Annotated in this window: 22 protein-coding genes, 1 tRNA gene and 4 pseudogenes; 20 read left to right on the plus strand and 7 right to left on the minus strand. The window is 59.3% G+C overall.

The genetic code is table 11. The annotated features are described in order from the left end of the window. The first annotated feature begins 14 nt into the window (after positions 1-14). From RHM58_RS02990 to RHM58_RS03045, 12 genes and pseudogenes are all read left to right on the plus strand, one after another. Complete coding sequence (locus tag RHM58_RS02990) at positions 15-1,001, plus strand: NAD(P)/FAD-dependent oxidoreductase (protein ID WP_201206639.1); 987 nt, start codon at positions 15-17, stop codon at positions 999-1,001. Further along, on the plus strand, positions 998-1,213 hold the full coding sequence (locus tag RHM58_RS02995) for a TIGR02450 family Trp-rich protein (protein ID WP_322269632.1): 216 nt from the start codon (positions 998-1,000) through the stop codon (positions 1,211-1,213). Before RHM58_RS02990 ends, RHM58_RS02995 begins: the two co-directional genes overlap by 4 nt. Positions 1,214-1,431: 218 nt before the next feature. Further along, positions 1,432-2,391: a YbgA family protein gene (locus RHM58_RS03000; RefSeq protein ID WP_322269633.1), complete on the plus strand. Its 960-nt coding sequence runs from the start codon at positions 1,432-1,434 to the stop codon at positions 2,389-2,391. Beyond that, the gene (locus RHM58_RS03005) at positions 2,392-3,333 is read left to right on the plus strand and encodes a MerR family transcriptional regulator (RefSeq protein WP_201206645.1); all 942 of its coding nucleotides are present in this window, start codon (positions 2,392-2,394) and stop codon (positions 3,331-3,333) included. A gap of 34 nt (positions 3,334-3,367) precedes the next feature. Continuing rightward, positions 3,368-4,812, plus strand: a pseudogene (phrB, locus tag RHM58_RS03010) (deoxyribodipyrimidine photo-lyase). Then, complete coding sequence (locus tag RHM58_RS03015; protein ID WP_201206647.1) at positions 4,805-5,227, plus strand: nuclear transport factor 2 family protein; 423 nt, start codon at positions 4,805-4,807, stop codon at positions 5,225-5,227. The pseudogene phrB and the gene RHM58_RS03015 overlap by 8 nt, the downstream one beginning before the upstream one ends. Further along, a complete protein-coding gene (locus RHM58_RS03020) occupies positions 5,224-6,006 on the plus strand; it encodes an SDR family NAD(P)-dependent oxidoreductase (protein WP_201206649.1) in 783 nt (260 codons plus the stop codon). Before RHM58_RS03015 ends, RHM58_RS03020 begins: the two co-directional genes overlap by 4 nt. Further along, positions 6,003-7,250 (plus strand): NAD(P)/FAD-dependent oxidoreductase, encoded by a 1,248-nt coding sequence (locus RHM58_RS03025; RefSeq protein WP_322269634.1) that lies wholly within the window; start codon positions 6,003-6,005, stop codon positions 7,248-7,250. Before RHM58_RS03020 ends, RHM58_RS03025 begins: the two co-directional genes overlap by 4 nt. Beyond that, positions 7,247-8,062, plus strand: coding sequence for a DUF1365 domain-containing protein (locus RHM58_RS03030; RefSeq protein WP_201206653.1), 816 nt, complete (start codon positions 7,247-7,249; stop codon positions 8,060-8,062). Before RHM58_RS03025 ends, RHM58_RS03030 begins: the two co-directional genes overlap by 4 nt. Continuing rightward, positions 8,049-9,320, plus strand: coding sequence for a cyclopropane-fatty-acyl-phospholipid synthase family protein (locus RHM58_RS03035; protein WP_322269635.1), 1,272 nt, complete (start codon positions 8,049-8,051; stop codon positions 9,318-9,320). The genes RHM58_RS03030 and RHM58_RS03035 overlap by 14 nt, the downstream gene beginning before the upstream one ends. Then, positions 9,313-9,816, plus strand: a complete 504-nt coding sequence (locus tag RHM58_RS03040) for a DUF2878 domain-containing protein (protein WP_322269637.1) — start codon at positions 9,313-9,315, stop codon at positions 9,814-9,816. Before RHM58_RS03035 ends, RHM58_RS03040 begins: the two co-directional genes overlap by 8 nt. A gap of 53 nt (positions 9,817-9,869) precedes the next feature. Next, complete coding sequence (locus RHM58_RS03045; RefSeq protein WP_201206659.1) at positions 9,870-10,175, plus strand: YkgJ family cysteine cluster protein; 306 nt, start codon at positions 9,870-9,872, stop codon at positions 10,173-10,175. A 123-nt stretch (positions 10,176-10,298) separates the two neighbouring features. Here the strand turns inward: RHM58_RS03045 and RHM58_RS03050 are convergent, their stop codons facing one another. The 6 genes and pseudogenes from RHM58_RS03050 to hemA all read right to left on the minus strand — a co-directional run bounded on the left by RHM58_RS03050 (position 10,299) and on the right by hemA (position 15,665). Then, the gene (locus RHM58_RS03050) at positions 10,299-10,817 is read right to left on the minus strand and encodes an acyloxyacyl hydrolase (protein WP_201206661.1); all 519 of its coding nucleotides are present in this window, start codon (positions 10,815-10,817) and stop codon (positions 10,299-10,301) included. A gap of 119 nt (positions 10,818-10,936) precedes the next feature. Then, positions 10,937-11,727: pseudogene (gene murI / locus RHM58_RS03055) on the minus strand (glutamate racemase). After that, positions 11,720-12,475, minus strand: coding sequence for a molybdopterin-synthase adenylyltransferase MoeB (locus RHM58_RS03060; RefSeq protein WP_322269638.1), 756 nt, complete (start codon positions 12,473-12,475; stop codon positions 11,720-11,722). Before RHM58_RS03060 ends, murI begins: the two are co-directional and overlap by 8 nt. Next, a complete protein-coding gene (gene prmC / locus RHM58_RS03065) occupies positions 12,469-13,299 on the minus strand; it encodes a peptide chain release factor N(5)-glutamine methyltransferase (RefSeq protein WP_201206666.1) in 831 nt (276 codons plus the stop codon). Before prmC ends, RHM58_RS03060 begins: the two co-directional genes overlap by 7 nt. Next, positions 13,300-14,382 carry a peptide chain release factor 1 gene (prfA, locus tag RHM58_RS03070; protein WP_201206668.1) on the minus strand — a complete coding sequence of 361 codons (1,083 nt, stop codon included), beginning with the start codon at positions 14,380-14,382 and terminating at the stop codon, positions 13,300-13,302. Next, complete coding sequence (gene hemA / locus RHM58_RS03075) at positions 14,379-15,665, minus strand: glutamyl-tRNA reductase (RefSeq protein ID WP_201193495.1); 1,287 nt, start codon at positions 15,663-15,665, stop codon at positions 14,379-14,381. Before hemA ends, prfA begins: the two co-directional genes overlap by 4 nt. Positions 15,666-15,847: 182 nt before the next feature. On the opposite strand from hemA, the pseudogene RHM58_RS03080 reads away from it, so the two are divergent. From RHM58_RS03080 to ychF, 8 genes and pseudogenes are all read left to right on the plus strand, one after another. Then, positions 15,848-17,571, plus strand: a pseudogene (locus RHM58_RS03080) (tetratricopeptide repeat protein). 4 nt (positions 17,572-17,575) lie between these two features. Then, a complete protein-coding gene (lolB, locus tag RHM58_RS03085) occupies positions 17,576-18,193 on the plus strand; it encodes a lipoprotein insertase outer membrane protein LolB (protein ID WP_201206672.1) in 618 nt (205 codons plus the stop codon). A gap of 2 nt (positions 18,194-18,195) precedes the next feature. Continuing rightward, the gene (ispE, locus tag RHM58_RS03090) at positions 18,196-19,047 is read left to right on the plus strand and encodes a 4-(cytidine 5'-diphospho)-2-C-methyl-D-erythritol kinase (protein ID WP_201206800.1); all 852 of its coding nucleotides are present in this window, start codon (positions 18,196-18,198) and stop codon (positions 19,045-19,047) included. Between the two features lie 36 nt (positions 19,048-19,083). Continuing rightward, positions 19,084-19,158, plus strand: a tRNA-Gln gene (locus tag RHM58_RS03095). Positions 19,159-19,204: 46 nt separating this feature from the next. Then, positions 19,205-20,146: a ribose-phosphate pyrophosphokinase gene (locus tag RHM58_RS03100; protein ID WP_003208392.1), complete on the plus strand. Its 942-nt coding sequence runs from the start codon at positions 19,205-19,207 to the stop codon at positions 20,144-20,146. A 140-nt stretch (positions 20,147-20,286) separates the two neighbouring features. Further along, complete coding sequence (locus tag RHM58_RS03105) at positions 20,287-20,886, plus strand: 50S ribosomal protein L25/general stress protein Ctc (RefSeq protein ID WP_201206674.1); 600 nt, start codon at positions 20,287-20,289, stop codon at positions 20,884-20,886. Positions 20,887-21,055: 169 nt separating this feature from the next. After that, a complete protein-coding gene (gene pth, locus RHM58_RS03110; protein WP_008153430.1) occupies positions 21,056-21,640 on the plus strand; it encodes an aminoacyl-tRNA hydrolase in 585 nt (194 codons plus the stop codon). A gap of 22 nt (positions 21,641-21,662) precedes the next feature. Beyond that, positions 21,663-22,765, plus strand: a pseudogene (gene ychF, locus RHM58_RS03115) (redox-regulated ATPase YchF). Between the two features lie 174 nt (positions 22,766-22,939). On the opposite strand, the gene RHM58_RS03120 reads toward ychF, so the two are convergent. Further along, positions 22,940-24,157, minus strand: a complete 1,218-nt coding sequence (locus RHM58_RS03120) for an MFS transporter (RefSeq protein WP_322269639.1) — start codon at positions 24,155-24,157, stop codon at positions 22,940-22,942. Positions 24,158-24,226 lie beyond the last annotated feature (69 nt).

Below are 24,226 nucleotides of genomic sequence, written 5' to 3' on the forward strand. Positions count from 1 at the left end.
TAAACGAGGCCCCTATGACTGTACCTATCGCAATCATCGGCACCGGCATCGCCGGACTGTCAGCCGCCCAGGCCCTAACGGAGGCCGGGCATGTCGTTCAACTTTTCGATAAAAGCCGTGGCAGCGGCGGACGCATGTCGAGCAAGCGCAGTGACGCGGGGGCTCTGGACATGGGCGCGCAATATTTCACTGCCCGCGACCGCCGCTTCGTCACCGAGGTCCAGCGTTGGCAAGCCAATGGCTGGGTCGCCGAATGGACGCCACTGCTCTATACGTTTCAGGGCGGCCAGCTCAACCTGTCGCCGGACGAACAGACGCGCTGGGTCGGCACGCCGCGAATGAGCGCTATCACCCGCGCGCTGCTCGGGGACCTGGAGGTGCACTTCGCCTGCCGGATCACCGAAGTCTATCGCGGTGAAGAGCACTGGCATCTACAGGACGCGGAAGGCTTCACCCATGGACCATTCAGCCATGTGGTGATTGCAACGCCGGCGCCTCAGGCGACCGCGCTGCTGGCCGCTGCGCCGAAACTCGCGGGGGCCGCTGCCGGGGTAAAAATGGACCCGACCTGGGCCATCGCCCTGGCCTTCGACAAACCGCTGGATACGCCCATGGAAGGCTGCTTCGTGCAGGACAGCCCCCTCGACTGGCTCGCGCGCAACCGCAGTAAACCCGGGCGCGACAACACCATGGATACTTGGGTATTGCACGCCACCAGCGCCTGGAGCCGGCAACACATCGACCTGCCGAAGGAAGCGGTGATCGAGCAACTGCATGGAGCTTTCGCCGAACTGCTGCACAGCGCGATGCCCGCACCGACCTTCAGCCTCGCCCATCGCTGGCTCTACGCCCGTCCCGCCAACAGTCATGAATGGGGCGTGTTGGCGGACGCCGATCTGGGCCTGTACGTATGTGGCGACTGGTGCTTGTCCGGACGCGTCGAAGGCGCCTGGCTCAGCGGCCAGGAAGCTGCCCGCCGTTTGCACGAGCACTTGCAGTGAACCGCATCAATCCAAGCAAATTGCGGCTGTCGAAATGGACAGCAGCCCAGCCGCAAAACCGCGAAAAACATTTTCTGGTGACCGAGTTGTTCCGGGATGAGGAAGGTACGGTGCTGGAAGTCGAGTTGCAGGCAGTGTTGACTCAGCGTAGTGAGCGGTTGGATTGGCAAACCCTGAAAGACAGCAACACCTGGCAATTGGGCTGGAAGTAGATCCCCTGTGGGAGCGGGCTTGCTCGCGAATGCGGTGGGTCAGCCGCACATGTGTTGACTGACTCATCGCATTCGCGAGCAAGCCCGCTCCCACATGGGAATCGCGAGCACTTCAAAAACCTATACAAATAATTTGACTTGTACAGCTTCGAATCTATGATGAAGATTATATTGTACAACGCCAATGCGCTGTACAGGTTTAGATTCGAGGTGCTTCGATGTCCATCGCCCCCGCCAAACCGAAAATCGCGATCAGCGCCTGCCTGATGGGTGCCGAGGTGCGCTTCAATGGCGGGCACAAGGAATCGCGGCTGTGCAGTCGCACCCTTTCGGACTACTTTGATTTCGTCCCGGTCTGCCCGGAGGTCGCCATCGGCCTGGGCATTCCCCGCGAGCCGATCCGCCTGGTGGGCGATCCCGAACATCCTGAAGCCGTCGGCACGATCCATCATGAGATTAACGTCACTCAGCCGCTCGCCGAGTACGGCCAGAAAATGGCAGTCGAACTGGGCGACATCTGCGGCTACATCTTCATGCAGAAATCGCCTTCCTGCGGGCTGTTGCGGGTCAAGGTTTACCACACCAACGGCGCACCGGTGGATGGCGGTGGTCGCGGCATCTACGCCCAGGCGTTCTGCGCACAACATCCGGACCTGCCGGTGGAAGAGGACGGTCGCCTCAACGATCCGGTGTTGCGGGAAAACTTCCTAACCCGAGTCTTCGCCTACAGCGCCTGGCAGTCATTACTGCAAGAAGGCCTGACCCGGCGCGCGCTCATCGATTTTCACTCGCGCTACAAATACCTGCTGATGGCCCACAACCCGGTCCAATACAAAACCCTGGGCAACCTGCTGGGCAGCATGGGCCAGACCGATCCGAAAGAACTCGGCCCACGCTATTTCAGCGAACTGATGGAGGCGCTGAAAAAATGCGCCACCCGCCGCACCCACAGCAATGTCTTGCAACACATCAGTGGTTACCTCAAACAGGCCATCAGCGCTGAAGACAAACAGGAAGTGCAACACGTCATCGGCCAATATCGCCACGGCATCGTGCCGCTGGTGGTGCCGCTGACGCTGCTCAAGCATTACTTTCGCCAACACCCGGACCCGTACATTGCGCAACAGGTTTACCTGCAACCGCACCCGGAAAACCTCAGCCTGCGAAACGCGATCTAAATGAACAACACACCCGACACCAGCGCCAGCGAAGACTTCGGCGCCGACTTCAAAAAAGCCCTGGACGATGGCTGGCTGCCGATTCGTGAAGTCGCGCGCCAGACCGGCGTCAACGCCATCACCCTGCGCGCCTGGGAACGGCGCTACGGCCTGATCGTCCCGCAGCGCACGCCAAAAGGTCATCGGTTGTTCTCGGCCGAACACGTTCAACGAATCCTGACGATCCTCACCTGGCTCAACCGCGGCGTGGCCGTCGGCCAGGTCAAGCAACTGCTCGATACGCCGCAAGCCTTCACCGATTGCGCCGAAAACGATTGGCACCTGCTACGCCACACGCTGCTGCAAGCGGTCACGCAACTGGCCGAACGCACCCTCGATGACACTATCAATCAAGCGATGGCGCTGTACCCGCCGCGGACCTTGTGCGAACAACTGTTGATGCCCTTGCTGACGGAACTCGAGCAACGCTGGCAAGGCCAGTTCGGCGCACAGATGGAGCGGGTATTCTTTTATTCCTGGCTACGCAGCAAATTCGGCGCGCGCATCTACCATAACAACCGTCAGTTACGTGCCGCGCCGCTGCTGTTGATCAATCACTCGGACCTGCCCCTGGAACCTCACCTGTGGCTCACCGCGTGGCTGATCAGCAGCGCCGATTGCCCGGTGGAAGTCTTCGACTGGCCACTGCCGGCCGGGGAGCTCGCGCTGGCGGTCGAACAGCTGCAAGCCCGCGGCGTACTGCTGTATTCCAGCAAAGCCATGAACCTTGCGCAGCTGCCTAAACTTTTGAACGGTGTCAGTTGCCCAAAAATGATTGTCGGACCAACGGTATGCATCCACCACGCCGAGTTGTCCGTAAGAACTACCGAGATTGCTGATTTGTTCCTGGCCGAAGATCCCTTGTCGGCTCATCAGGATCTTGTTCAGCGTGGGCTTGTTTAATGATGCTTTTTTAATGAATCGTACGGATACCACCATGCAATTGATCTGGCTGCGCAGCGACTTGCGCCTACACGACAACACCGCCCTCTCGGCCGCCGCAGCGCGCGGCCCGACGGTGGCGGTGTATCTGCTGAGCCCGGAGCAATGGCGCGAACATGACGACGCGCCATGCAAGGTGGATTTCTGGCTGCGCAACCTGACTGAATTGAGCCTGGCGCTGGGCAAGCTCAACATCCCGTTGCTGATCCGCTCTGCGCCACGCTGGGAGGCCGCGCCAGAAGTTTTGCTGGATCTATGTCAGCAGTTGAACGCCGACGCCGTACACGTCAACGAGGAATACGGCATTCATGAAACCCGCCGGGATGAAGCGGTGGCCCAAACGCTGAAGGCGGCAGGCATCGACTTTTACAGCTACCTCGATCAACTGCTGTTCTCGCCGGGCACCGTGCTGACCAAGACCGGCACTTACTTCCAGGTGTTCAGCCAGTTCCGCAAAGTCTGCTACGACCGGTTGCATCGTTCACTGCCCAGCCTCGTAGTCGCCCCCGGGGTCCAAGCGCCGTTGAGCGTCGAAAGAGATGAAGTCCCTTCCCGGGTCGAAGGTTTCGAAACGCCTCAAGAGCGTTTGATCACACTCTGGCCCGCCGGTGAAGCCGAAGCCCGACGCCGCCTCGACACCTTCGCCGATGCACAAATCGACTATTACCAGAGCGAGCGCGACTTCCCGGCGAAGCCCGGCACCAGTCAGCTTTCGGCTTATCTCGCGGCCGGGGTGATTTCCCCGCGCCAGTGTTTGCACGCGGCGTTGCAAAGCAATCAGGGCGAGTTCGAAAGCGGCAAGGTCGGCGCGGTCACCTGGATCAACGAGCTGCTGTGGCGCGAGTTCTACAAACACATTCTGGTGGGTTACCCACGGGTCTCGCGCCACCGCGCGTTCCGCCCGGAAACCGAAGCCCTGGCCTGGCGTGATGCGCCGGATGAACTCGCGGCCTGGAAAGAGGCTCGCACCGGCCTGCCAATCATCGACGCGGCCATGCGCCAATTGCTCGAAACCGGCTGGATGCACAACCGCCTGCGCATGGTGGTAGCGATGTTCCTGACCAAGAACCTGCTGATCGACTGGCGTGAAGGCGAGCGCTTCTTCATGCGCCACCTGATCGACGGCGACCTCGCGGCGAACAACGGCGGCTGGCAGTGGAGCTCGTCCACCGGCACCGATTCGGCGCCCTACTTCCGGATTTTCAACCCGCTGAGCCAGTCGGAAAAATTCGACGCCGAAGGTGTGTTCATCAAGCACTGGCTGCCGGAACTCGCAGGGCTGAACAAAAAGAAGTGCACAACCCGGCGAATGTCGGCGGTTTGTTCGGTGCTACAGATTATCCATCGCCTATCGTCAATCTCAGTACCTCTCGCCAACGAGCGCTGGCGGCATTCAAGAACCTGCCATCGCGACAAGATGCCGGAGGTGGGTATGAGTGAATTCCTGCGGCGCTTTGCCCAGCAGTTTTCGGACCTTAACAAGGACAATCTGCAACGGCTCAATCAGCTCTACACCCACGACGTGCAGTTCACTGATCCGCTGCACGAAGTTCAGGGCCTGGTGCAGCTGCGTAGCTACTTTGAGGAGCTCTATGCCAATGTCAGCGAACTGCGTTTCGACTTTCACAGCTTCGACCAGATTGGCGAAGGCGAAGGTTATCTGCGCTGGGTCATGAGCTACCGTCACCCGCGCCTGGCCGGCGGCCAGTTGATTCGGGTCGACGGCTGCTCGCACCTGCTCTGGCGCGACAAGGTTTATCGCCACCGGGATTACTTCGATGCCGGGGCACTGCTTTATGAACATCTACCCGTATTGGGTCGGGCGATCGCCTGGCTGAAAAGGAGAATGGGATGAGCCTTACACCTCCACGTCGATACTGGTTAACGGGAGCGAGCAGCGGCATTGGCGCCGCGCTCGCCGAAGAAATATTGAAAACCGGTGCTCATCTGGCCGTCAGTTCACGCTCGGTAGTGCCACTGAAAATCCTGTCCCAGCGCTATCCGGGGCAAGTGATGGTGGTGGCCGGCGACCTGACCAACAGCCAGACCGTGCGCGAAATCGGTGAACAGATTGCCGCCGACTGGGGCTCACTCGACACCGTGATTCTCAACGCCGGCACCTGCGAATACGTCGATGCCAAGCAGTTCGACGCCTCGATTGTCGAGCATGTGGTGCGCACCAACCTGCTTGCCAGCAGCTATTGCATCGAAGCAGCCCTGCCGTTGCTGCGCGCCGGCACTGCACCGCATCTGGTCGGTGTCGCCAGCTCGGTGACTTACCTGCCGCTGCCACGGGCCGAAGCCTACGGCGCCTCGAAGGCTGGCTTGCGCTACCTGTTCGAATCCTTGCGCATCGACCTGGCGCCCGAAGGTATTGAAGTCACCGTGGTCAGCCCTGGGTTTGTCGACACGCCGCTGACGGAGAAAAACGACTTCCCGATGCCGCTCAGTTGGCCTGTGGATAAAGCCGCGCGGCACATCTTTTCCAAACTGAAGAACCGCCCACTGGAAATCGCTTTCCCGGCACTGTTCATGGCCGCCCTCTGGCCACTCTCGAAATTGCCCGACCGGGTGAAGCTGGAGATCGGCAAACGCATGGTGCGCAGCAATCCGCCGATCAAGGATCAGCCGTGAACATCGCCGTCATCGGCAGCGGTATCTCGGGGCTGACCTGCGCCTACCTGCTCAATCGCAGCCACGAGATCACCCTGTTCGAGGCCGGCGACTGGATCGGCGGGCACACCCACACTGTGGAGGTGACCGTCGATGGCCAACGCTATGCCGTGGACACCGGTTTCATTGTGTTCAACAACTGGACTTACCCGAATTTCATTCGCTTGCTGGGCCGACTCGGTGTGGGCTTCAAACCCACCGAGATGAGCTTCTCTGTCACCGACCCGGACTCAGGTCTCGAATACAACGGCAACAACCTCAACAGCCTGTTCGCCCAGCGGCGCAACCTGCTGTCGCCAGGGTTCTGGGGCATGTTGCGGGACATCCTGCGCTTCAACAAAGAAGCCCAGCGCGACCTCGAAGAACAACGAATCGCCGCCGACACCACCCTCGATCAATACCTGAAAGCCGGCGGCTACGGCGAGCGCTTTATCCTGCATTACATCGTGCCGATGGGCGCGGCGATCTGGTCGATGTCCATGGCCGACATGCTCGGTTTCCCGTTGCAGTTCTTCATCCGGTTTTTCAAGAATCACGGTTTGCTGTCCGTCAGCAATCGGCCGCAATGGTGTGTGATCGAGGGTGGCTCAAGCGCTTATGTCGCGCCACTGACCGCGTCCTTTAAAGAGAAGATTCGCCTCAACTGCCCGGTGACCCGCGTCGAACGCGATGAAGACGGCGTAGTTATCCACAGCGCCAGCGGCAGTGAGCACTTCGATAAAGTGGTCTTCGCCTGCCACAGCGATCAAGCGCTGACGCTACTGGCCAAACCAAGCAGCGCCGAACAGTCGATCCTCGGCGCCCTGCCCTACGCCGACAACGAAGTGGTGCTGCACACCGACACTCGCCTGCTGCCCGAACGCAAACTCGCCTGGGCCAGCTGGAATTATCGACTCGGCGGCGCCGGGCATGCATTGGCCGCCGTCACCTACGACATGAACATCCTGCAAGGTATTCGGAGCGACACCACGTTCTGCGTCAGCCTCAACCAGAGCGCCGGCATCAGCCCGTTCAAAGTGCTCGCCAAATTCACCTATGCCCATCCGCAATACAGCCTCAAAGCAGTGGCCGCGCAGCAGCGTTGGGACGAATTGGACGGCGCGCAGCACACTCATTATTGCGGCGCCTATTGGGCCAACGGCTTTCACGAAGACGGGGTGGTCAGCGCTCTGCGCGTTGCCCGCTCGTTTGGTGAAACCCTGTGAACAGCGCCCTCTACAGCGGCTGGATCGCCCATCGGCGGTTTGCGCCCAGACGCCACGAATTCCGCTACCGGATCGGCCTGCTGTACCTGGACCTCGATGAACAGGACGCCGTGCGCGGGTTGTCGCCGTTGTCGGGCAGCAGTCGTTTTGCACCGTTCTCGTTTCGCGAGAGCGACTATTTGAAAGCCTTTACCGGCACCGGCATGCGTTTGATCGACGCGGTACGCCAGCAGGTCGGCCAAGCGATCGGCCATGCGCCCCAAGGCTCGATCTGCCTGCTGACCCAGGCCCGCAGCTGGGGCCTGTCGTTCAACCCGGTGAGTTTTTTCTATTGCCACGAAGCCGATGGCCAACTGGCGGCGATTCTCTGCGAAGTCACCAACACCCCGTGGCGCGAGCGTTATCACTACGTGTTGCCGGCCAAGGCCCCCGTGGACTTGCAGGACTTCCACCAGCACTTCGCCGTGGCCAAGGCCTTTGATGTGTCGCCGTTTTTGCCGCGGGATCTCGAATACCGTATGAGTTTCAGCCCCGCCGCGCAAAAGCTCGGTGTGCACATGGCTGACTGGCAGGGCGAACTGAAACTGTTCGACGCCACGCTCAGCCTGCAACGCGAAACCCTGAATCGCGACAGCCTGCACCGTTACTTGCGGCGTTTCCCCTGGATGACCGCGAAAACCTGCCTGGCGATCTATTGGCAAGCCATTCGCCTGTTGCTCAAGCGCGCACCGATTTTTGCTCATCAGGCTGCCGATGGCAGCTTTCAAACCGCCATCGTTCCCCCAAAGGATCGCCGCCATGAAATCCTCTAGCATTTCGGCCAAAGCCAACCTGCTCAGCACCAACGGCCTGTCCGGCTCGCTGTTGCGGCGGGGCGTGCTGCGCCAACTGGCGCACCTCAAACATGGGCAACTGGTGGTGGTCGAGGACGGCGAACGGCATGTATTCGGCACGACCGGCGATCATCTGCTGGGGGAGATCCATATCCTTGATGCGTCAGTCTGGGGCCTGGTGGCGAGCAACGGTTCGATCGGTGCCGGTGAAGCATTCATTCACGGTTACTGGAGCTCGCCCGATCTGACGGCGGTGGTCCGGGTGTTCGTCAGCAACCTTGAAGTGCTCGATGCCTTGGAAGGTGGCCTGGCCAGACTCAGCCGGCCATTCGTGCAAGGGCTGCATTGGCTGAACCGCAATTCGCGCAAGGGTTCGCAGAAAAATATCGCGGCCCACTACGACCTGGGCAACGACCTGTTTGAGCAGTTTCTCGACCCAACGATGATGTATTCGGCGGCGCAGTTCCTCACGCCCGAAGACAGCCTGGAACAAGCACAACTGAACAAACTGGAGCGAATCTGCCAGAAGCTTGCGCTGCAACCGAGCGACCATTTGCTGGAAATCGGCACGGGCTGGGGCAGCATGGCGCTGTACGCGGCGCAAAATTACGGCTGTAAAGTCACCACCACTACGCTCTCCAAAGAGCAGTACACCTTCACCGCCCAGCGGATCGAAGCACTTGGCCTGCAAGATCGGGTGACGTTGCTGCTCTCGGATTACCGAGACCTCACCGGGCAGTACGACAAACTGGTGTCGATCGAGATGATCGAAGCCGTCGGCCATCGCTTCCTGCCGACCTACTTCAAGCAATGCGCGCAGTTGCTCAAGAGCAACGGTTTGATGCTGTTGCAGGCGATCACCATCCGCGAGCAGCGCTACGAACAAGCCAAGACCCATGTCGATTTCATCCAGCGCTACATTTTCCCCGGTGGTGCCTTGCCCAGCGTGCAGAAGATGCTGGAGATCGTCAGCCGAGATACCGACATGAACCTGCTGCACATGGAGGATTTCGGCCTGCACTACGCCCGAACCCTGCGCCTGTGGCATGAGAACTTTCGCCGCGCCCACGGTCGGCTGGGCGAATTGGGCTACGACGATTATTTCCTGCGGCTGTGGGAGTTTTACCTGTGCTACTGCGAAGGTGGCTTCCTGGAGCGCACCATCGGCACCGCACAAATGCTGCTGGCCAAACCGGCGGCGATGCCAGCGCCATTGCTCGGCCGTTTCGATGCTTGAACGTCTGGCCAATGCCGCGCTGTTTCAGGTCGGCTGGTTTGCCTGCGTGGTGGGCGGCAATAGTCTGTGGCTGTTAGTGGCACTGGCGGCGCTGGTGATTCATCTGCTGTGGATAAGTCGTTGGGTCGATGAAGGCCGGTTGATCCTCAGCGTGGTGCTGCTGGGCACTACCGTCGACAGTTCGTTGCGCTGGCTGGGAGTGTTCGACTTTACGGATGTCGCACCGTTGATTCCGCTGTGGCTGATGCTGCTGTGGGCGCTGCTGGCGACCACTTTGCGCCACTGCTTGCTGTGGAGCGCCAACCCTTGGTGGCTGGCCAGTCTGTTGGGCGCCGTCGGTGGGCCGCTGTCGTATTACGCCGGCAGCCAACTGGCCGGGGTGCAATTTCCCTACGGCCAGGTACCGACGCTGATTGGCGTCGGCCTGCTCTGGGCGATGCTGTTTCCTACCCTGCACTTCATGGCCCAGCGGCTGGCGGCGGATCACCCCGACTGAGCGTCCGTCAGGCCTTTCACACAGCATCGGTCGACTGCCTTACACTGCGCCCCATGAAAACCATCCCCCACACGCAAATCGCCGAACCGGCGGTCACTTGCTCGACCTGCTCAGCCTGCTGTTGCCAGCTCGAAGTCATGCTGATCACCGAAACGGGCGTGCCCGAACGCTTTATCGATACCGATGACTGGGGCGGGGAAGTGATGTTGCGCCTGGATGACGGCTGGTGCGCAGCGCTGGATCGCAACACGATGATGTGCACCATCTACGAAAAACGGCCGCTGATCTGCCGGGAATTCGAGACGGGGTCGCCGGAGTGTATGGAAGAGCGTCAGGGGATTACGTCGGTTTATCGCTGAAAGCGAAATCACCGACGATCTAATGTGGGAGCGGGCTTGCTCGCGAAAGCGGACCGACAGTCAACGTAAATGTTGAATGTTAAATCGCTTTCGCGAGCAAGCCCGCTCCCACATTGACCGCGCTTACAACGGCATCGTGTAGTGGAGCGCGTAGCTTTCTACACCACCGTTATTACTGTTGATCCCGGCATTGGAATAGTGCGTCGCACGAATCCCGATCTCATGCCCACCGGCAAAGCGCAGCCCGAAACCCAAGCGGTCTTCGAACTGAAAGGACTCGCCAATGTTGTTGTCTTCAATTTGCGTACGTGAAAACAACGCCACGCCAATCCCCGCCTCGACATACGGTTTGACGTTTTGCCCGGCAAACTCGTAAACAAGTACCGGCGAGAACGACAGGCTACTGGCAGCGGGAGTCTTGTCGCCCTCCCAATAGGTGTAGGCGCCGCTCCAGTAACCGGTCACGCGACCGACGTCACTTTGCAGCCAGGTCTTGTCCCAATCGAATTGCAGGCCCAAGCGGTAGGTCATGGTCGAATCGCTGGTCTGGCCGACCCCGAACTCCACGCCAGCCGCCTGTGCGGTAATACTTTGCCCCATCAATGCGGTCGCAATCGCGGCCAAACAGAATAGTCGCTTCATTAGAAACATCCTTTTCCGAACGATTTCGTGTGGTTTTTTTGTAGCTCACAGACTCAACTATAGAAGTTGACGCTTAATTAGAAGTTCACCCCAATTACTCGTTTGCCCCAGCATCTTCTCTAACAGTCGAAGCTTCGCACAACGCCAGACGAATTCCACAGTACCGGCAAGATATTTCTGAAATGTTCCGGTTCGGCACTGGTCCAGAACTGCGCGGCACGAGCAGGTCCCTCAGCGAGCAATTGCCCCTCGGCCAACAGACGTTGCAGTTGCCGCGCAACAGCGGCGCCGGTATCGATCAGGCTGATGTGCTCCGGAATCATCTGCTTAAGCAACGGCTTTAGAAAGGGGTAATGCGTGCAGCCAAGAATTAGTGTGTCGGCGCCGGCGGCCAACAACGGTTCGACATAGCCTTGAAGCAACTGACGCAGGGCCGCGCTGTGCAAGTCGCCGCTTTCAATCAGCTCTACCAGGCCTGGGCATGGCTGGGTGATGACGCGCACATCGGCGGCAAACCGGTCGAGCAACGCAGCGAACTTGGCGCTCTGCAAGGTGCCGGTTGTAGCCAAAACACCGACCACACCACTGCGGGTGGCCGCAGCGGCCGGTTTGACCGCAGGCTCCATTCCGACGATGGGCCATTCGGGATAATCGCGACGCAAATTGGCGACGCCGGCCACGGTGGCCGTGTTACAGGCCAGCACCAGCGCCTTGGCGCCCTGCTGCCGAAAAAGTCGGCGATCACGCTGCAGCGCTGCTGGATGAATTCCGGGGTTTTCTCGCCGTAGGGAATATTCCCGCAGTCGGCGACATACAACAGCGACTCGTTGGGCAGCAAACGCTGGATCTCGGCCACCACCGAAAGCCCACCGACGCCGGAGTCGAGCACGCCAATCGGCGCTTCACGCATGGGCTGGCCCACAAACGCTGCAACCCGGATCACGCTTGACCCGCAACTCACGGAAACGTGTGCCCAAGGCATCGATCAACAACAAGCGACCTACCAGCGGCTCACCGAAACCGGCCAGCAACTTGAGTGCTTCGAGGGCCTGCAGGCTGCCGACCAGCCCCACCAGCGGGCCAATGACCCCGGCTTCGCTGCAGGTCAGTTCGGCTTCGCTGCCGTGACCATATAAGCAGTGGTAGCACGGACTCTCCGGACGCCGCGGGTCAAACACCGACAACTGCCCTTCCAGACGAATCGCCGCGCCACTGACCAGCGGTTTACCAGCAGCCACACACGCGGCGTTGACCGCCTCGCGGGTGGAGAAATTGTCGGAGCAGTCGAGCACCAGATCCACCGCTGCAACCGCAGCGGCCAGGAAATCTTCGTCCAGCGCCGCACGATGGGCGACCAGTTGAATCTCAGGATTGATCGCGCTCAAACGGCGGATCGCCGAATCGACCTTGCTCGTGCCAACGCTGTCAGTGTCGTGAATGATCTGGCGTTGCAGATTGGTCAGGTCGACCGTGTCGAAGTCCGCCAGATGCAGCTCACCGACCCCCGCCGCCGCCAGGTACAGCGCGACTGGCGAACCCAGGCCACCGAGACCGACGATCAGCACACGGCTTTGTTTGAGCCGCAACTGACCGTCGATGTCGACGTGTTGCAACAGAATCTGCCGGCTGTAGCGCAACAATTCCTGATCATTCAGCACGGCAGGCGCCCCAGGCTGATCCGTTCGTGACCGCCCAGATCGGTGCGGCTGTGGACTTCTTCAAAACCACGAGACAGCAGCAAATCACGCACCGCGTCGGCTTGGTCGTAACCGTGTTCCAGCATCAACCAGCCACCGGCTTCAAGGTAGTCCGGTGCCTGGGCGACGATCAAACGCAGATCGTCAAGCCCGTCGACACCGGCGACCAAGGCACTGGCCGGTTCAAAACGCACGTCACCTTCCACCAGATGCGGATCGGCGGACGCAATGTACGGCGGGTTGCTGATGATCAGCTCAAAGCGCTGACCTTCCAGGGCGCTGAACCAATGACTGCTCAGCACCGTGGCGTTGTTGAGGTGCAGACGCTGGCGATTGCGCTCGGCCAATGCCACGGCTTCGAGTACACGGTCGACAGCGGTAACCTTCCAGGCCGGACGCTCGCTGGCCAGGGCCAACGCGATCGCGCCACTGCCAGTGCCGAGGTCGAGGACCAAGGCTTGTGTCGCGGGTAAAAGCTCCAGCGCAGCTTCCACCAGCAATTCGGTGTCCGGGCGCGGGATCAGCGTGTGCGGCGCAACTTCCAGATCAAGCTTCCAGAAACCTTGCTGCCCCAGAATGTAAGCCACCGGCTCACCGCCGCGACGACGCTGCAAATAGCTGGCAAACATCAACGCCGCTTCGCTCGGCACGATGCGCTCGGGCCAGGTGTGCAGGAAGCTGCGGGACTTGCCCAAGGCAGCGGCCAGCAACAATTCGGCATCCAGGCGCGCCGTCGGCGAGTCGGGGAGTTCGGCAGCACGCAACAAACTGGCAATGATCGTCATTTACTCACCTATCGCCGCCAATTGGTCGGCCTGGTACTCGGCCAACAACGGCTCGATCACTGCATCGACGCCACCGGCGAGGATTTCGTCGAGGGAATACAGCGTCAGGTTGACCCGATGGTCGGTGACCCGGCCCTGGGCAAAGTTGTAGGTGCGGATCCGCTCGGAGCGATCACCGGAACCTACCAGCAGCTTACGCTCGCTGGCGATGGCATTCGCGGCGGCGCTGGTCTGCTGGTCGTTAAGCTTGGCCGACAGCCAGGACATCGCCCGGGCGCGGTTCTTGTGCTGGGAGCGTTCTTCCTGGCACTCGACGACAATACCGGTCGGCAAGTGCGTGATGCGGATTGCCGAGTCGGTTTTGTTGACGTGCTGACCGCCGGCGCCGGAGGATTTGTAGGTGTCGACCCGCAAGTCCGACGGATTGATCTCGATCGCTTCCTGCTCGTCCGGCTCTGGCAACACCGCCACGGTGCAAGCCGAGGTGTGAATGCGGCCCTGGGATTCGGTGGCCGGCACCCGTTGTACACGGTGCGCGCCGGATTCGAATTTCAGCTTGCCGTAGACATTCTCGCCTTCGACCCGGGCAATGACTTCTTTAAAGCCGCCGTGCTCGCCGATGTTCTCCGAGAGAATCTCCACCCGCCAGCCACGCCGCTCGGCGTAACGCGAATACATGCGGAACAGGTCGCCGGAGAAAATCGCCGCTTCGTCACCACCGGTGCCGGCACGAATTTCGAGGAACACGTTGCGCCCGTCGTTCGGGTCCTTGGGCAGCAACATGCGTTGCAGCCGGGATTCGATTTCGATCAGTTGCTCTTTGGCTTCGCGGACTTCTTCCACGGCCATTTCGCGCATGTCCGGATCGCTGTCCTTGAGCAGTGCCTGAGCGCCTTCGAGGTCGCCTTGCACTTTGAGCAGCTGTTTATAGGTTTGGACAATCGGCTCGACTTCCGCGTATTCCTTGGAATAGGCGCGGAATTTGTTCTGATCGGAAATGACTTCGCCATCGCCAAGCAGAGCGGTCAATTCCTCGAAACGGTCCTGGAGGATGTCCAGCTTATTGAGCAGTGACGCTTTCATTGCGGTTTTTTATCCGAGCTATCCGACGAGCCCTCACCGAGGGCAAAGAGTTCCTGGGCCATGGCCAGCGCATCGAGGCGGCCTTCGGCAGTCAACTTTTTCAACTGCACGCTAGGCGCGTGCAACAGTTTGTTGGTCAGCCCACGGGCCAGTTGCACCAGCACGTCTTCGGCGCTGCTACCGTTGGCCAGCATGCGCTGGGCCTTTTGCAATTCTTCGTCACGCATGCGCTCGCTTTGCTGACGATAAGCCTTGAGCACATCTACCGCCGCCAGTTCGCGCAGGCGAACCATAAAGTCATCGGCGCCGATCGAGACCATCTCTTCCGCCGCTTGGGCAGCGCCTTGTCGGCTCTTGAGATTTTCAGCGACCACTTCGTGGAGATCGTCGACGCTGTACAGGTAAACGTCGTCGAGTTCGCCGACTTCAGGCTCGATATCCCGAGGGACGGCGATATCCACCATGAAGATCGGTTTGTGCTTGCGCAGTTTCAGGGCACTTTCCACCGCGCCCTTGCCCAGGATCGGCAACTGGCTGGCGGTGGAGCTGATGACGATGTCGCTGCGCACCAGTTCGGCCGGGATGTCCGAGAGCAGCACGGCGTGGGCGCCAAACTGTTCGGCGAGAATACTCGCGCGTTCCAGCGTCCGGTTGGCGACGACGATGCGCTTCACCCCCAGCTCGTGCAGATGACGGGCGACCAGGGTAATGGTCTCGCCTGCGCCGATCAGCAAGGCCTGGCTGCGTTGCAAGTCGCTGAAAATCTGTTTCGCCAGGCTGACCGCGGCAAACGCCACGGACACCGGGTTTTCGCCGATGGCCGTATCAGTACGCACTTGTTTGGCCGCGTTGAACGTGGCCTGGAACAAGCGACCGAGCAGCGGGCCGATGGTGCCGGCCTCACGCGCCACGGCGTAGGCCGATTTCATCTGGCCGAGAATCTGCGGCTCGCCCAACACCAGCGAATCGAGCCCGGAGGCGACCCGCATCATGTGACGAACTGCCGCATCATCTTCGTGCACATAAGCGCACGCACGCAGCTCTTCGAGGCTTAAATGATGATAATCAGCCAGCCAGCGCAAGATGACGTCCGCCGAAAGGTGATCCTGCTCTATATAAAGTTCACTGCGATTGCAGGTGGAGAGGATCGCAGCTTCGCGGCTGTCAGTGAGTCGGCAGAGCTGTTGCAAGGCCTCCACCAGTTGCTCAGGAGTAAAGGCCACGCGCTCGCGGACGTCTACTGAAGCAGTCTTGTGGTTAATACCGAGTGCAAGAAAGGCCATTCAAGGTCGCTGATGGTGACGTGAAGCCGGCAATTGTCCTACTTCGACAGAGACAGAACAACTACCGCTGACTATTGTCCCAATCACCTGCCTCTATAAAGGCACCAACTGAGACTCGGTTATGTTTGGCCGAAGGCTTGTGTCATGATGATCCGACCGCAGGTTAGTCGTCCTTCTCCTATATGAATAGATCTTCCGCGTTGCTCCTCGCTTTTGTCTTCCTCAGCGGCTGCCAGGCCATGGCACCCGTTTCGTCGGACGGTACGCCGCCGACTGAAGACAGCACTCCAGCCCCTGAAAAGCCCAAGGTTTACAGCTCATTCAGTGAAGAAACCGTCTTCAGTCTGTTGAGCGCCGAACTGGCTGGCCAACGCAATCGTTTCGACATTGCGCTGGACAACTACGTGACCCAGGCCATCAACACCCAGGATCCGGGCGTCTCCGAGCGGGCATTCCGCATCGCCGAGTACCTGGGCGCCGATCAGGCTGCCCTGGATACCGCGCTGATCTGGGCGAAAAACGCCCCGGACGACCTCGAAGCCCAACGGGCGGCAGCCGTGCAACTGGCGCGTGCCGGGCGCTATGACGACTCCATGGTCTACATGGAGAAAGTCCTGCAGGGCAAAGGCGACACGCATTTCGATTTTCTGGCCTTGTCGGCGGCTGACACCGACCAGGGCACCCGCAACGGCCTGATGAAAAGTTTCGACCGCTTGCTGCAACGCCATCCAAAGAACAGCCAGTTGATTTTCGGCAAGGCCTTGCTGATGCAGCAGGACGGCGATGCCAAAGGCGCGCTGACCTTGCTCGAAGACAACCCGCCGGACGACGGCGAAATCGCCCCGATCCTGTTGCGGGCGCGCTTGCTGCAAACGCTCAACCGTGGCGGTGAAGCATTGCCGCTGCTGCAAAAAAGCATCAAGAAATACCCGGATGACAAACGCCTGCGCCTGACCTACGCCCGCATGCTGGTCGAACAAGACCGCATGGATGACGCCAAGGTCGAGTTCTCCAGCCTGGTTCAGCAGTATCCGGAAGACGACGAACTGCGTTATTCCCTGGCGCTGGTATGCCTGGAAGCCAAGGCCTGGGACGAGGCCAAGGGTTACCTGGAAGACCTGATCGCCCGGGAAAGCCATGTGGACTCGGCGCACCTGAACCTCGGCCGTATCGCTGAAGAGCGCAACGACCCGCAAGGCGCCCTGATCGAGTACGCCCAGGTCGGCCCCGGCAACGATTACCTGCCAGCGCAACTGCGCCAGGCCGATATCCTGATGAACAACGGCAAGAGTGCCGAAGCTCAAAGCAACTGGCGGCCGAGCGCGATACTCAACCCGATTACGCGATCCAGTTGTACCTGATCGAGGCCGAGACACTGTCCGCCAACAATCAGGGCGACAAGGCCTGGAAAGTCCTGCAACAAGCGTTGCTGCAATACCCGGACGATCTGAATCTGCTTTACACCCGGGCCATGCTCGCGGAAAAGCGCAATGACCTGGCGCAGATGGAAAAAGACCTGCGCCTGATCATCAAGCGCGACCCGGACAATGCGATGGCTTTGAACGCCCTCGGCTACACCTTGTCCGACCGCACGACCCGCTACGAAGAAGCCAAGGCCCTGATCGAGCACGCTCACCAGCTCAATCCGGAAGACCCGGCGGTACTCGACAGCCTCGGCTGGGTGAATTTCCGCCTGGGCAATCTCGAGGAAGCCGAACGTTTGCTGCGCCAGGCTTTGGAGCGCTTCCCCGATCAAGAAGTCGCCGCGCACTTGGGCGAAGTCTTGTGGGCCAACGGCAAGCAACGGGAAGCCAAGCAAATCTGGGGCAAGTTCCTCAAGGATCAGCCCGACAGCCCTACCCTGCGCGGCACCATCAAGCGCCTGACCGGATCAGAGACTCTTTAAGATTATGTTTTTGCGCCACGTTATTGTTTTCAGCTTTATCGCCCTGCTCGCCGGTTGCGCGGGCTTCGGTGCTCGCGAGTCAGTCCAGGGCCAGGGCAACCCGGTCCAATGGAACGCGTACAAACAGCAGATGACCAGCCTTGATGGCTGGCAAATCAACGGCAAGATCGGCATTCGCGCACCCAAGGATTCGGGCAGCGGCACGTTGTTCTGGCTGCAGCGACAGGATTACTACGACATCCGTCTTTCCGGTCCATTGGGTCGCGGCGCTGCTCGCTTGACCGGTCGCCCGGGCAAAGTGTCGCTGGAAGTCGCCAACCAGGGCCGCTATGACGCGACCTCTCCAGAAGCCTTGCTTGAAGAGCAATTGGGCTGGAAATTGCCGGTATCCAATCTGGCCTGGTGGGTTCGCGGGCTCCCGGCCCCTGACAGTAAAAGTCGCCTGACCCTGGACACCGACAGCCGCCTGGCCAGCCTTGAACAGGATGGCTGGCAGGTCGAGTACCTCAGTTATGCCGAACAAAACGGCTATTGGCTGCCCGAGCGGATCAAACTGCACGGCACCGACCTTGATATCACGCTGGTGATCAAGGAATGGCAACCACGCAAACTGGGGCAGTGAACATGACCGCTGCGCGCTTGACGCTGCCCTCGCCGGCCAAACTCAACCTGATGCTGCACATTCTTGGGCGCCGTGCAGACGGCTACCACGAGTTGCAGACGATTTTTCAGTTTCTCGATTACGGTGACGAAATCACCTTCGCCGTGCGCGATGACGGTGTGATTCATTTGCACACCGAATTCGAGGGTGTTCCTCACGACAGCAATCTGATTGTTCGAGCAGCGAAAAAACTTCAGGAGCAATCCGGTTGTTCGCTCGGTATCGACATCTGGATCGAAAAAATCCTGCCCATGGGCGGTGGAATCGGTGGCGGCAGCTCAAATGCCGCGACGACGTTGCTCGGTCTCAATCATCTCTGGCAACTGGGCTGGGATGAAGATCAACTGGCCGCGCTGGGCCTGACACTGGGCGCAGACGTCCCGGTTTTCGTACGCGGGCACGCGGCTTTCGCCGAGGGTGTCGGGGAGAAACTCAGCCCTGTAGACCCCGAAGAACCGTGGTATCTGGTGCTGGTGCCGCAAGTATCTGTAAGTACAGCAGAAATTTTTTCAGATCCGTTGTTGACACGTAACTCTTCTCCCATTAAAGTGCGCCCCGTTCCCAAGGGAAACAGTCGTAATGACTGCTTACCGGTAGTAGCAAGACGTTACCCAGATGTACGTAACGCTTTGAATTTGTTAGGTAAATTTACCGAAGCAAAACTCACCGGCACTGGAAGTTGTGTGTTTGGGGGCTTCCCAAGCAAAGCTGAAGCTGATAAAGTCTCGGCCCTTCTGACAGAGACCCTTACAGGGTTTGTAGCAAAGGGAAGCAACGTTTCGATGTTGCATCGCAAGCTGCAAAGTCTGCTCTAAAAGAACCGATTACTGGGTAATCGTTGCAACAGATACAGGGGCGTCGCCAAGCGGTAAGGCAGCAGGTTTTGATCCTGCCATGCGTTGGTTCGAATCCAGCCGCCCCTGCCATTTTCCTATACTCATCCAGGTTACCCTCAGCCTTCAGGTACTGCGCGTGTCCAAGATGATGGTCTTTACGGGGAACGCTAACCCCGATCTGGCTCGGCGTGTTGTACGTCAGCTGCATATCCCTCTCGGTGACATCTCTGTCGGTAAGTTTTCCGACGGCGAAATTACCGCCGAGATCAATGAAAACGTCCGCGGTAAAGATGTCTTCATTATTCAGCCGACTTGCGCTCCGACAAACGATAACCTGATGGAACTGGTAGTGATGGCTGATGCCTTCCGCCGCTCCTCGGCTACTCGTATTACTGCTGTTATTCCTTACTTTGGTTATGCCCGTCAGGATCGCCGTCCGCGTTCCGCACGTGTGGCTATCAGCGCGAAAGTCGTCGCTGACATGCTTACCGTAGTCGGCATCGATCGTGTTCTCACGGTTGATTTGCATGCTGACCAAATCCAGGGTTTCTTCGATATTCCGGTAGATAACATCTACGGCTCCCCAGTATTGGTGGATGACATTGAAGATCAGCGCTTCGAAAACCTGATGATCGTGTCCCCGGACATTGGTGGCGTCGTGCGTGCACGTGCTGTTGCCAAATCCCTGGGCGTGGATCTCGGGATCATCGACAAACGCCGTGAGAAAGCCAATCACTCTGAAGTGATGCATATCATCGGTGATGTCGAAGGGCGTACCTGTATTCTGGTCGATGACATGGTCGATACCGCCGGCACTCTGTGCCACGCGGCCAAGGCCCTGAAAGAGCATGGCGCTGCCAAGGTTTTCGCCTACTGCACACACCCTGTGCTGTCCGGTCGGGCGATCGAAAACATTGAAAATTCCATGCTGGACGAACTGGTGGTGACTAACACCATCCCGTTGTCCGCAGCTGCTCAAGCCTGCTCGCGTATCCGTCAACTGGATATCGCGCCGGTAGTTGCCGAGGCGGTTCGCCGCATCAGCAATGAAGAATCGATCAGCGCGATGTTCCGCTAAGGGCCCTGCCCTTCTCGAACGTCTCGTTGACGAAAAGCGCCCCGCCCCGGCATTCCTGTCGGGGCGGGGCTTTTTGCCCATATCGCCTTTAGCGCTGGTCGCAACCGCTGGGGCGAATGTGGTTATTTTGGAGATACAAAATGAACGAATTTACCCTGAATGCTGAAGTGCGTTCCGACCTGGGGAAAGGTGCGAGCCGCCGCCTGCGTCGTCTCGCAAGCCTGGTACCAGCTGTAGTTTACGGTGGCGAAAAAGCCCCTGAATCCATCAGCATGCTGGCTAAAGAAGTTGCCAAACTGCTCGAAAACGAAGCGGCTTACAGCCACATCATCGAGCTGAATGTTGGCGGCACCAAGCAAAACGTAATCATCAAAGCTCTGCAGCGCCACCCGGCTAAAGGCCACGTGCTGCACGCTGACTTCGTACGCGTTGTAGCTGGCCAGAAACTGACCGCTACCGTGCCTGTACACTTCGTTGGCGAAGCTGCTCCGATCAAGAAAGGCGGCGAGATTTCGCACGTTATCGCTGAAGTCGAAGTATCTTGCCTGCCGAAAGATCTGCCTGAATTCATCGAAGTTGACCTGGCTAACGCCGAAGTCGGCTCGATCATTCACTTGTCCGACCTCAAAGCCCCTAAAGGCGTTGAGTTTGTTGCTCTGGCTCACGGTAACGACCTGGCTGTTGCCAACGTTCACGCTCCACGTGTTGCTCCAGAAGCTACCGAAGGCGCTGCAGAGTAATTTTACTCGGCACGTCGGAGTGACCGGAAACATCGCGGACTAGAACGTAGCGAGAAAGCGGGCGAGAACGCGGAGTTTACATAATGGTAAATGAGCACTTGTCGTCCACTTTCGCCGCACACACTGATTGCGGCGATGTTATCCACCACTCCAAGGAAGGGCCCCTATCGTGACTGCCATCAAACTGATCGTTGGCCTGGGAAATCCAGGCGCTGAATACGAACAGACCCGGCATAACGCAGGGGCCCTTTTTGTTGAGCGCATCGCGAATGCACAAGGCGTAAACCTTGTGGCGGACCGCAAATATTTCGGCCTGACCGGGCGCTATTCGCATCAGGGTCAGGATGTTCGTCTGCTGATTCCCACCACGTACATGAACCGCAGCGGCCAAGCCGTAGCGGCACTCGCTGGTTTCTTCCGCATCACGCCTGAAGAAATCCTGGTGGCGCATGACGAACTCGACCTGCCTCCGGGCGTTGCCAAGCTCAAACAGGGCGGCGGCCACGGCGGTCACAACGGGTTGCGCGACATCATCGCGCAACTGGGCAATCAGAATACCTTTCATCGCTTGCGGCTTGGCATTGGCCACCCGGGCGTTGCCAGTATGGTTTCAAATTTCGTCCTGGGTCGTGCGCCACGCGCCGAACAGGAAAAACTCGATGCCAGCATCGACTTTGCCCTCGGCGTGCTGCCGGATATCCTCGCCGGGGAATGGAACCGCGCGATGAAAAACCTGCACAGCCAGAAGGCCTGACTCACTCCTCGGGGAAAACACCATGGGATTCAATTGCGGCATCGTCGGCCTGCCTAACGTCGGCAAGTCCACCCTATTCAACGCCCTGACCAAATCCGGGATCGCGGCCGAGAACTTCCCCTTCTGCACCATCGAGCCGAACACCGGTATCGTGCCGATGCCGGACCCGCGTCTGGAAGCCCTGGCTGCCATCGTCAATCCAAAGCGCATCCTGCCGACCACCATGGAATTCGTCGACATCGCGGGCCTGGTTGCCGGCGCGTCGAAAGGTGAAGGCCTGGGCAACAAGTTCCTCGCCAACATCCGTGAAACCGATGCCATCGCCCACGTGGTCCGCTGCTTCGAAGACGAGAACGTGATTCACGTCTCCAACAGCGTCGACCCGAAACGCGACATCGAGATCATCGACCTGGAATTGATCTTCGCCGACCTCGACAGCTGCGAGAAGCAACTGCAGAAAGTCGCCCGCAACGCCAAGGGTGGTGACAAGGACGCCGTGGTCCAGAAAGGCCTGCTGGAGCAACTGATCGCTCACTTCACCCTCGGCAAGCCTGCACGCACGCTGATGAAGACCATGCATGCCGACGACAAAGCGGTGATTCGCGGTTTCCACCTGCTGACCACCAAGCCGGTCATGTACATCGCCAACGTCGCTGAAGACGGTTTCGAGAACAACCCGCTGCTGGACATCGTCAAGGCCATCGCCGAAGAAGAAGGCGCCATGGTGGTTCCGGTCTGCAACAAGATCGAAGCCGAAATCGCCGAGCTCGACGACGGCGAAGAGAAAGACATGTTCCTCGAAGCCCTGGGTCTTGAAGAGCCTGGCCTGAACCGCGTGATCCGCGCTGGCTACGAGATGCTGCACTTGCAGACCTACTTCACCGCCGGTGTTGAAGAAGTCCGCGCATGGACCGTCCGCGTCGGTGCCACCGCACCACAAGCCGCTGGCGTGATCCACACCGACTTCGAGAAAGGCTTCATCACGCGCCGAAGTCATCGCCTATCGACGACTTCATCCAGTACAAGGGCGAAGCCGGCACCAAAGAAGCCGGTAAATGGCGTCTGGAAGGCAAGGACTACATCGTCAAAGACGGCGACGTGATGCACTTCCGTTTCAACGTCTAAGTTTTTTCAAGACGAAGCACCCGCCCAAGAAAAAGCCGCGTTTGATACGCGGCTTTTTTGTGCCTGAAATCCGGGCAACTCCTAATCCTGTAGGCGCGAGGCTTGCCCGCGAAGGCGTCATCACTGACGCTAAAAGCTTCGTGGGCAAGCCTCGCTCCTACAGGTCGGTGGTGTTCAGAGCTTTTTGGTTCTTGGCAGGAAGATCGCCAACACCCCAAACAGCGGCAGGAACGAACACAGGAAGTACACATATTCGATCCCGTGGACATCCGCCAGATGCCCCAACAGCGCCGCGCCTATCCCGCCAAACCCGAACATCAAGCCGAAGAACACCCCGGCAATCATCCCGACATTGCCGGGCACCAATTCCTGCGCGTACACCACGATGGCGGAAAACGCCGAGGCCAGGATGAAGCCGATGACCACGCTGAGGATGCTGGTCCAGAACAGGTCGACATGGGGCAGGATCAACGTGAACGGCGCAACGCCGAGGATCGAGAACCAGATAACTGCCTTACGCCCGATCTTGTCGCCGATCGGCCCACCGAAGAAGGTCCCCGCCGCCACTGCCCCCAGGAACAGGAACAAATGCAGCTGCGAACTGGCCACCGACAGGTCGAATTTCTCGATCAGGTAGAAGGTGAAGTAACTGGTGAAACTCGCCATATAGAAATACTTGGAGAACACCAGCAACCCGAGCACCACCAGCGCACTGATCACCCGGTTTTTCGACAAGCCATGAGTCGCCACCTGACCTTGCTTGAGCTTGAACAGATTCAAGTGATTGGCGTACCAACGGCTGATGCGATAGAGCACAAACAGAGCAAACACCGCGAACAGCCCAAACCACGCGACGTGCCCCTGACCGTAGGGAATGATGATCGCCGCGGCCAGCAATGGACCGAAGGCCGAGCCGGCATTACCGCCGACCTGAAAGGTCGATTGCGCCAGGCCGAAACGCCCGCCAGACGCCAATCGCGCCACGCGAGAAGCTTCCGGGTGAAAGGTCGAGGAGCCGATACCGATCAACCCGGCCGCCAACAGGATCAACGGGAAACTGCCGACCTGGGACATCATTAAAATGCCGATCAATGTGCAGACGGTGCCGGCCGGCAACAGCCATGGCTTGGGATGGCGATCGGTGTAGTAACCGACCCACGGCTGCAACAGCGAGGCCGTCAGTTGAAAGGTCAGGGTGATCAGGCCGACCTGGGTAAAGGTCAGGCCATAGTTGGCCTTGAGCATCGGGTAAATCGACGGCAGGACCGACTGAATCAAGTCGTTGATCAAATGCGCCAGCGCCACCGCGCCGATGATGCGCATGACCAGCGGGCTGCTTTGCGGTGTCGCGGATGCCGGCGTCGAGCCGGTCTGGGCATTGCTGATAGCCATGAGAATTTCCGTACAGCAGATGGGTGCACACGGGCAGGTGCGCCAATGTGCCATTTTTCAGTGCAGCAG

It is taken from the genome of Pseudomonas sp. 10S4, assembly GCF_034344865.1.
Taxonomy (GTDB): Bacteria; Pseudomonadota; Gammaproteobacteria; order Pseudomonadales; family Pseudomonadaceae; genus Aquipseudomonas.

What these genes read in the sequence shown, in the direction of transcription:
- prfA (WP_201206668.1), bottom strand. Translation starts at nt 14,382, where the DNA reads ATGAAAGCGTCACTGCTCAATAAGCTGGACATCCTCCAGGACCGTTTC.
- hemA (WP_201193495.1), bottom strand. Translation starts at nt 15,665, where the DNA reads ATGGCCTTTCTTGCACTCGGTATTAACCACAAGACTGCTTCAGTAGAC.
- RHM58_RS03120 (WP_322269639.1), bottom strand. Translation starts at nt 24,157, where the DNA reads ATGGCTATCAGCAATGCCCAGACCGGCTCGACGCCGGCATCCGCGACA.
- ispE (WP_201206800.1), top strand. Translation starts at nt 18,196, where the DNA reads ATGACCGCTGCGCGCTTGACGCTGCCCTCGCCGGCCAAACTCAACCTG.
- RHM58_RS03020 (WP_201206649.1), top strand. Translation starts at nt 5,224, where the DNA reads ATGAGCCTTACACCTCCACGTCGATACTGGTTAACGGGAGCGAGCAGC.
- RHM58_RS03015 (WP_201206647.1), top strand. Translation starts at nt 4,805, where the DNA reads ATGAGTGAATTCCTGCGGCGCTTTGCCCAGCAGTTTTCGGACCTTAAC.
- RHM58_RS03045 (WP_201206659.1), top strand. Translation starts at nt 9,870, where the DNA reads ATGAAAACCATCCCCCACACGCAAATCGCCGAACCGGCGGTCACTTGC.
- RHM58_RS03005 (WP_201206645.1), top strand. Translation starts at nt 2,392, where the DNA reads ATGAACAACACACCCGACACCAGCGCCAGCGAAGACTTCGGCGCCGAC.
- RHM58_RS03050 (WP_201206661.1), bottom strand. Translation starts at nt 10,817, where the DNA reads ATGAAGCGACTATTCTGTTTGGCCGCGATTGCGACCGCATTGATGGGG.
- RHM58_RS03000 (WP_322269633.1), top strand. Translation starts at nt 1,432, where the DNA reads ATGTCCATCGCCCCCGCCAAACCGAAAATCGCGATCAGCGCCTGCCTG.
- RHM58_RS03040 (WP_322269637.1), top strand. Translation starts at nt 9,313, where the DNA reads ATGCTTGAACGTCTGGCCAATGCCGCGCTGTTTCAGGTCGGCTGGTTT.
- prmC (WP_201206666.1), bottom strand. Translation starts at nt 13,299, where the DNA reads ATGACGATCATTGCCAGTTTGTTGCGTGCTGCCGAACTCCCCGACTCG.
- RHM58_RS03105 (WP_201206674.1), top strand. Translation starts at nt 20,287, where the DNA reads ATGAACGAATTTACCCTGAATGCTGAAGTGCGTTCCGACCTGGGGAAA.
- RHM58_RS03035 (WP_322269635.1), top strand. Translation starts at nt 8,049, where the DNA reads ATGAAATCCTCTAGCATTTCGGCCAAAGCCAACCTGCTCAGCACCAAC.
- RHM58_RS02990 (WP_201206639.1), top strand. Translation starts at nt 15, where the DNA reads ATGACTGTACCTATCGCAATCATCGGCACCGGCATCGCCGGACTGTCA.
- lolB (WP_201206672.1), top strand. Translation starts at nt 17,576, where the DNA reads ATGTTTTTGCGCCACGTTATTGTTTTCAGCTTTATCGCCCTGCTCGCC.